Annotated in this window: 5 protein-coding genes; 3 read left to right on the top strand and 2 right to left on the bottom strand. The window is 68.0% G+C overall.

Translation table 11 applies throughout. The features are described from left to right. Window positions 1-126 precede the first annotated feature (126 nt). Complete coding sequence (locus ACFVH0_RS20330; protein WP_385821972.1) at window positions 127-1626, bottom strand: glycosyltransferase family 87 protein; 1500 nt, start codon at window positions 1624-1626, stop codon at window positions 127-129. Window positions 1627-1728: 102 nt separating this feature from the next. Further along, window positions 1729-4443: a transglycosylase domain-containing protein gene (locus ACFVH0_RS20325; RefSeq protein ID WP_385821971.1), complete on the bottom strand. Its 2715-nt coding sequence runs from the start codon at window positions 4441-4443 to the stop codon at window positions 1729-1731. 408 nt (window positions 4444-4851) lie between these two features. Here ACFVH0_RS20325 and ACFVH0_RS20320 point away from each other — a divergent pair, with 408 nt between their 5' ends. From ACFVH0_RS20320 to ACFVH0_RS20310, 3 genes are all read left to right on the top strand, one after another. Continuing rightward, window positions 4852-5559, top strand: coding sequence for a helix-turn-helix transcriptional regulator (locus ACFVH0_RS20320; protein ID WP_385821969.1), 708 nt, complete (start codon window positions 4852-4854; stop codon window positions 5557-5559). A gap of 62 nt (window positions 5560-5621) precedes the next feature. Beyond that, window positions 5622-6704: an inositol-3-phosphate synthase gene (locus tag ACFVH0_RS20315; RefSeq protein WP_266731319.1), complete on the top strand. Its 1083-nt coding sequence runs from the start codon at window positions 5622-5624 to the stop codon at window positions 6702-6704. A gap of 125 nt (window positions 6705-6829) precedes the next feature. Then, complete coding sequence (locus ACFVH0_RS20310) at window positions 6830-8098, top strand: MFS transporter (protein ID WP_385821967.1); 1269 nt, start codon at window positions 6830-6832, stop codon at window positions 8096-8098. Window positions 8099-8208 lie beyond the last annotated feature (110 nt).

Here is an 8208-nt window from a genome sequence, read left to right as displayed (position 1 = left end):
TGCGCGGGTGCCCCATCTCCCCCACCCCCCCACCCCTACCCACAGTCTGGCCCACCTTTTTCCCCCGGGGACGGCCCACCCCGCGGGTCCCGCCCGGGCCCCCACCCCCGGGGAGCGCCCCGGCTCTCAGTCTGCGACCGGTCCGCGCGTCGCGCCCCATTCCACCCGCGGACCTTCCACCGCCGGGTGGGTGTGCCGCGCCGGATGCGCCGTACGCCACAGCACGAACGCGTCCGGGGCCCCGTCGAGCACCCCGCCGGACGGATCGTCCGACCCGTCGCGCCGTACGACGTCCCGCTCCGGCTTGAGGATGTCGCGTACGACCACGGCGCAGAGGTACAGCGTGCCCAGCAGATGCAGGGCGATCGCCAGCTGGTACCCCTCGGTGGGCAGTCCCTGGTGCTTGTCCCCGCTCGTCGTGTACGCGAGGTACATCCAGATCCCCAGGAAGTACATGACCTCGCACGCCTGCCAGACCAGGAAGTCGCGCCAGCGCGGCCGGGCCAGCGCCGCCAGGGGGATCAGCCACAGCACGTACTGCGGCGAGTAGACCTTGTTGACGAGGATGAACGCCGCGACGACGAGAAAGGCGAGCTGCGCGAAGCGCGGCCTGCGCGGTGCCATCAGGGTGAGCGCGCCGATCGCCGCGCACAGCAGGACCGTCGTCAGCGTCGAGACCGTGTTGACGGTCGAGACCTCGATGCTCTCGCCGGTGCGCTGGGTGATGATCAGCCAGAAGGAGCCGAAGTCGATGCCCCGCTCCTCGCTGAACGTGTAGAACTTCTTCCACCCCTCGGGCGCGAGGGCCATCACCGGCAGATTCACCACCAGCCAGGACACCACCGCCCCGAGCGTCGCCATGCCGAACTCCCGCCACTTGCCCGCCCGCCAGCACAGGACGAACACCGGCCCGAGCAGGAACACGGGATAGAGCTTGGCGGCCGTGGCGAGCCCGATGAGGATGCCGAACGCCAACGCCCGCCCTCGGGACCACATGAGCATCGCCGCGGCCGTCAGCGCGACGGCCAGCAGGTCCCAGTTGATCGTCGCGGTGAGCGCGAAGGCCGGTGCGAGGGCGACCAGCAGCCCGTCCCAGGGGCGGCGGCGGTGCGTACGGGCGACACAGACGGCGGTGATCACGGCGCAGATCATCAGCATGCCCGCGTTGACCATCCAGTACATCTGCTCCTGGTGCTGGATGGATCCGCCCGGCGTCAGCCAGGCGGCGACCTGCATGAACACACCCGTCAGGACGGGGTACTCCAGGAACTGCATGTCGCCGGGCAGCCGGTCGAAGTACGGCACCAGGCCGTCGGAGAATCCGCGGGCGGCAAAGAGGTGCGGGATGTCCGAGTAGCAGGCGTGCGTGTACTGCGAGCCCGCGCCCCTGAACCAGGCCCAGTTGTAGCAGGGCAGCTTCTGCACCATGCCCAGCGCGAACATCCCGAGGGCCACCAGCGCGATGGCGCCCACCGGCGTGAGGGCCGTGCTGCCGAGCCGTGTCCAGCGCCCCGACCGCCCGCCGATCAGCTCACTGCCTGCTGCGGCGACCTCGTCCTGGTGCGTGGGCCGTACGACCGACTGTTCCTCGTGCTGCTGCACACTCGTGTCTTCTGCGCTTGGCATGCCGCTCATCCTGCCGTACGGGGCTTTGGAAACGACGAGGGCCGCCGCACCGTTCGGTGCGGCGGCCCTCATGACCGCGCGGCCGACCGGGCCGCGCGGGCGCTATCCGTTGGGCCCGCCGAGGAATCCGCCGCCGTTCCCGTTCCCGTTCCCGCCGCCGTTCCCGTTGCCACCGTTCGGTGGCTCGGGGGACGTCGACGCACTTTCACTGGGGCCGCCGGCGTCTCCGCCGTTCGCACCGGTGCTGGTCCCGCCGTTGTTGTGCTGGCAGTCCCAGTCCCACGTACCGCAGGTCTGGGTGGGGTCCGGCGGCGACGGGGTCAGACTCGTCGAGGGCGACTCGCTCACCGTCATGGACGGCGAGGGTGTGTCCGGCGCCGTGGGCGTCGGCGTGGGGCTCTGCGCACCGCCGCCGTAGACCTTGTCACCGATCGGGCCCGGCTCCGGGAAGCTCACGACCGGCTTCCCCTTCAGCGCGCCCACCATGTAGTCGTGCCAGATCTGGGCCGGGAACGACGCACCGTGGATCGTCCGCTCGCCACCCGTGCCGTACATCTTCTCGAACTTACGGTTCTTGTTCGTCGCGTCGTCGTCGAGCCGGTACATGCTGATGGCCGTGGACAGCTGCGGCGTGTAGCCGACGAACCAGGCCGACTTGTTGTCGTCCGTCGTACCCGTCTTGCCCGCCACGTCCCGGCCGGGAAGTTGCGCGGGGGTACCGGTGCCCTTCTCGACGACGTTCTTCAGGACGTCGGTGACGTTGTCGGCTATCGCGGCGTCGAAGGCACGCTTGGGGACGTCCTTGTGCCGGTAGATGGTCTTGCCGTCGTGCTTCGCCTCAAAGACCGAGAAGGGCTCGCGCTGCTGGCCGCTGGCGGCGAAGGTCGCGTACGCGCCGGCCATCCGGATCGCACTGGGCGAGGACGTACCGATGGAGAACGACGGCACGTGCGAATCCGCCATCTGTTCGTCGTCCTTGAGCCCCGCGGCCATGGCGATGTCCTTCACCTTGTCGGTGCCGACGTCCATGCCGAGCTGTACGTACGGGGAGTTGGCGGACCACTGCATCGCCTCGCGGAGGGTGATGTTGCCCTTCGACTCATGGCCGTCGTTGGCCTGCAGCCACTCCTTGCCGTTCTCGTCGGTCCAGATCTCGCCGTTGTACTTCTTGATCTTCAGCTTGTCGTCGGCGTTGTAGATGCTGAGCGGCGACACCTTCGTACGCTCGGACGGATCCTGGTCCTCCGAGAGCGCCGGGTTCCGCTTGCCGTACTCCATCGCTGCCGCCAGCACGAACGGCTTGAAGGTCGAACCGACCTGTGCACCGGTGGGGTTGGCGTTGTTGGTGAAGTGCTTGGTCGCGTCCTGGCCGCCGTAGATCGCCACGATGGCCCCCGTCTTGGGATCCACCGACCCGCCGCCGAACTGGACGTGGGTGTCCGTCTTCGGGCGCTTCTTCGGATCGATCTTGCTGTCGTAGACCTTCTGGACCGCGTCGTTGAGCTCGTTGACCTTCTTCTTGTTGAAGGTGGTGCGGATCTGGTAGCCGCCGCGGGACAGCATCTCCGCCGTGACGCCCTGGTCGTTGTTGCTGAGGAAGTACTGCCTGGCGAGTTCGACCAGGTAACCGGTCTGACCTGCCAGCTGGGCGTTCTTCTTCGGCGGCGCGGGCATCGGGAACTCGGTGTACTTGGCGCGCTCCGCCTTCGAGAGGCGCCCGTCCTTCACCTCTTCGTCGAGGATCCACTTCCAGCGCTTGATGGCCCGTTCGGTGTTCAGCTTCGCCGTTGCCTGCACGGGGTCGACGTCGGTGGCACCTGCCGGGTCGTAGTAGGACGCGCCCTTGAGCAGCGTGGCCAGGAACGCGCACTCGCTCGGATCCAGGTCGACGGCGTCCTTGTTGTAGTACGTACGGGCCGCGGCCTGGATCCCCGAAGCACCTCGTCCGTAGTATGAGACGTTGAGGTAGCCCGCCATGATCTCGTTCTTCTTCATGTCGTTGCTGACCTTGAGCGTGATGAAAAGTTCCTGGAACTTCCGGCTCAGGGTCTGCTCCTGGGACAGACGCGAGTTCTTCACATACTGCTGGGTGATCGTCGAACCACCCTGCGTCTCGCCTCCGGTCGCCATGTTGAACAGGGCTCGCGCGATGCCCATGGGGTCGATGCCCCGGTCGTGCTCGAAGGACTTGTTCTCGGCCGAGATGACGGCGTTCCGCATCGCTTCGGGAATCTGCTCGAAGCCGATGATCTGGCGGTTGACCGCACCGCCCGTGGCGATCATCTGTGTGCCGTCGTCCCAGAGGTAGACGTTGTTCTGCGCCTCCGCCGCTTCGTTCACCTTGGGCTTCTCGACCATCGCGTACGCGATACCGGCGACGCCCATGAGCAGGCCGAGGAAGCCGATGCAGAGGCTGGAGACCAGCTTCCAGGACGGAACCCAGCGCCGGAAGCCGTACTTGCCGGCGCGCGGGTAGTCGATGAAGCGTTTCTTGGCAGGACGCTGGGAGCCCCGGCCCCGCCCCCTGCCCGGTCCTTCGTGCCCGCCGTCGCCGCCCCCGCGGCGTCGGCCCCCGCCCCCGCGGCCCGATCCGCCGCCCTCGGCGGCGCGACGGCTCCCGCCGCCCCGCTGGGCGGCACGTCTGGCCTCGGCGCGGCCGCCGTACGGGCTGTCGCCGCCGTGCGAACCCGAAGGTGACTCGGAAGTTACTCCACGTGACGGCGCAGCGCGGCGTCCTGAGGACTGCTGGGCGGCTCGTCTGGCCGCTGCGCGCCCACCACCTTGCGGTTGCGGCGTTTTGCGACGGTGCTCGCTCATCGAACGACTACTCCTCGGGCAGGCGAGAGCGCCTGGAAGCGGCAGTTGAGATCCGGTCCCCCGAATTACGGACGGGCCCTACAACGGGCTCGTCCGCCATGCGTCCGGCTGAGCCACGAAGACTGACGCGCGGGCGCGTCACGCGGTTACCGGTGGTCTGCATGCCGCACAGACTACGCACGGTCAAAACCCTCCTAGGACCGAACTTCACCCCAAACAACGCAAGTCGGTGCCTATGAATTCACGATGTGACGCCGTTCACGATGGCTCCCCTTGTCGCATCGCAGCTCCCGATCTATCGTCGTGATGTATCGAGTCGATACATCAGCTCGGTACATCGGCCCGGCACCGGGCTCCGCAGGAGCACTCGGACGCACTCGGACGCATTCGGAGAAGGAGGAGGCGAAGTTGAGCAGACGCTCCGGCATCCTCGAATTCGCCGTTCTCGGCCTGCTCCGCGAGTCCCCGATGCACGGCTACGAGCTGCGCAAGCGCCTCAACACCTCGTTGGGGATCTTCCGCGCCTTCAGCTACGGCACCCTCTACCCCTGTCTCAAGACGCTGGTCGCCAACGGCTGGTTGATCGAGGAACCGGGTGCCGCCCCCGCCGACCAGCCGCCCGCCACCGGCCGTGCGGTCGCCCCCGCCTCCTCACTGGCCGGGCGCCGCGCCAAGATCGTCTACCGGCTGACGGCGGAAGGTAAGGAGCACTTCGAGGAGCTGCTCTCGCACACCGGCCCCGACTCCTGGGAGGACGAGCACTTCGCGGCCCGCTTCGCCTTCTTCGGACAGACGGAGCACGACGTGCGGATGCGAGTGCTGGAAGGCCGGCGCAGCCGGCTGGAGGAGCGGCTGGAGAAGATGCGGGCCTCGCTGGCCCGCACCCGTGAGCGCCTCGACGACTACACACTTGAGCTGCAGCGACACGGCATGGAGTCCGTGGAGCGCGAAGTGCGCTGGCTGAACGAGCTCATCGAGAGCGAGCGGTCGGGACGGGATCAGCGACGATCCTCGCCCGGGAGCGAAGCTCAGCAGGACACCGCAGGAGAGACGGGCGGCCTGCCCCGGCGCCGGGGTGACACCCCGCCGGATCCGTCCGACGACACCGCAAAGTGAGGTCCCCGCAGATCCGCGGGGCCTTCATAGGGAACATCCAAAACACACAGGGAGCAACCGGAATGGGTTCGGTTCGCGTAGCCATCGTCGGCGTGGGCAACTGCGCCGCCTCGCTGGTCCAGGGCGTCGAGTACTACAAGGACGCCGATCCGGCCGGCAAGGTGCCCGGTCTGATGCACGTCCAGTTCGGCGACTACCACGTGCGGGACGTCGAGTTCGTCGCCGCCTTCGACGTCGACGCGAAGAAGGTCGGTCTCGACCTCGCGGACGCCATCGGTGCCAGCGAGAACAACACCATCAAGCTCTGCGACGTGCCGAACGCCGGCGTCACCGTCCAGCGCGGCCACACCCACGACGGTCTCGGCAAGTACTACCGCCAGACCATCGAGGAGTCGGCCGAGGCCCCGGTCGACATTGTCCAGGTCCTCAAGGACCGCAAGGTCGACGTCCTCGTCTGCTACCTGCCCGTCGGCTCCGAGGTCGCTGCGAAGTTCTACGCGCAGTGCGCCATCGACGCCAAGGTCGCGTTCGTCAACGCCCTCCCGGTCTTCATCGCCGGCACCAAGGAGTGGGCGGACAAGTTCACCGAGGCCGGTGTCCCGATCGTCGGCGACGACATCAAGTCGCAGGTCGGCGCCACCATCACGCACCGCGTGATGGCGAAGCTCTTCGAGGACCGGGGCGTCATCCTGGACCGCACGATGCAGCTGAACGTCGGCGGCAACATGGACTTCAAGAACATGCTTGAGCGTGAGCGCCTGGAGTCCAAGAAGATCTCCAAGACGCAGGCCGTCACCTCCCAGATCCGGGACCGCGAGCTCGGTGCGGACAACGTCCACATCGGCCCGTCGGACTACGTGGCCTGGCTGGACGACCGCAAGTGGGCGTACGTGCGTCTTGAGGGCCGTGCCTTCGGTGACGTTCCGCTGAACCTGGAGTACAAGCTGGAGGTCTGGGACTCCCCGAACTCCGCCGGTGTCATCATCGACGCCGTCCGCGCCGCGAAGATCGCCAAGGACCGCGGCATCGGTGGCCCGATCCTCTCCGCGTCCTCGTACTTCATGAAGTCCCCGCCGGTTCAGTACTTCGACGACGAGGCTCGCGAGAACGTCGAGAAGTTCATCCGGGGCGAGGTCTCCAACTGACGCAGCCGGACACGGCACGTCCACGCGGATGGTTGACCGAGCGGCAACGCTCATTGCCTTCCGTGCTGTTGAGGGCCCCCGGGCAATCTGCCCGGGGGCCCTCAGCGTATGTGACTCTTGATCGCATGGCCGTCGTGGGTGATCTGCGCGTTCTTCTGCGCCTTCGGAACTTCCGTCGTCTGCTGGCCGTACGACTTCTCTCGCAGTCGGCCGACGGCGTCTTCCAGGTGGCGCTGGCGGCTCATGTCGTCTTCTCGCCGGAGAAGCAGGCTTCGGCGGGTGCCATCGCCTCCGCCATGGCGGTACTGCTGCTGCCGTACTCGCTCATCGGCCCCTTCGCGGGGGTTCTGCTGGACCGCTGGCCGCGCCGCCAGGTCTTTCTGTACGGGAACCTGCTGCGTGCCGCGCTCGCCTGCTGCACGGCGCTCCTCATCCTCGGCTCCGCACCCGACTGGCTCTTCTACGCCTCGGCGCTGTGCGTCACCGCGGTCAACCGCTTCGTCCTGGCCGGGCTCTCGGCCGCGCTGCCGCGCGTCGTCGACAGTGACCGGCTGGTGCTGGCCAACTCACTCTCGCCGACCGCCGGAACGCTCGCGGCCACGGCGGGCGGTGGCCTCGCCTTCGCCGTGAGGCTGCTGATCGCGGACTCCGATGCCGTGGTGGTGCTGCTTGGGGCGGCGCTCTACCTCACGTCGGCACTGGCCTCCCTCACCCTTGCCACCGGGCTCCTCGGGCCGGATCAGGACGGACACCGGGTCGGGCTGAGGGAGGCCCTGGTCGCCACCGTGAGGGGGCTGTCCGACGGGTTGCGTCATCTGGCGCAGCGGAGGCAGGCCACCCGGGTGCTGGCCGCCATGACCGTGATGCGCTTCTGCTACGGAGCACTGACCGTCATGGTGCTGATGTTGTGCCGGTACGCCTGGACCGACAGCGAATCCGAGGGCCTGGCGCTTCTGGGGCTGGCCGTGGGGGTCTCCGGCGCGGGATTCTTCGCGGCGGCCGTACTGACGCCCTGGGCCGCGGGGCGGCTCGGCCGGCTCCAGTGGCTGACGGTGTGCGCGGCAGGGGCGGCCGTCCTCGAACCCGCACTCGGGCTGTGGTTCGTCCCCGCACCCATGCTGGTCGCGGCGTTCGTCCTTGGGCTGGCCACCCAGGGGGCGAAGATCGCGACCGACACGGTGGTGCAGACCTCGGTGGAGGACTCTTTCCGCGGCCGGGTGTTCTCCCTGTACGACGTGCTGTTCAACGTCGCTTTCGTGGGAGCCGCCGCAGTCTCCGCCCTGATGCTGCCTCCTGACGGGCGATCGGCCGTGGTGGTGGCCGGAGTGGCCGCTCTCTACGCGATCGTCGCGGTGCTGATGTTCCGGTGGAGCCGCACCGGAGAGGCTGTCTAGCGTCCGTGGCAGAACAGAGCGGGGGGGGGGGTTTTGGGGGATTAAACCCCCCCCCCCGGGGGGGGTGGGGGCCCCCCGGGGGGGGGGGTTTTGAGGGTTAAATAAAACCC

The organism is Streptomyces sp. NPDC127117 (assembly GCF_042677325.1).
In the GTDB taxonomy this organism is placed as follows: Bacteria; Actinomycetota; Actinomycetes; order Streptomycetales; family Streptomycetaceae; genus Streptomyces.
This window is presented reverse-complemented; position numbering and strand designations above follow the sequence as displayed.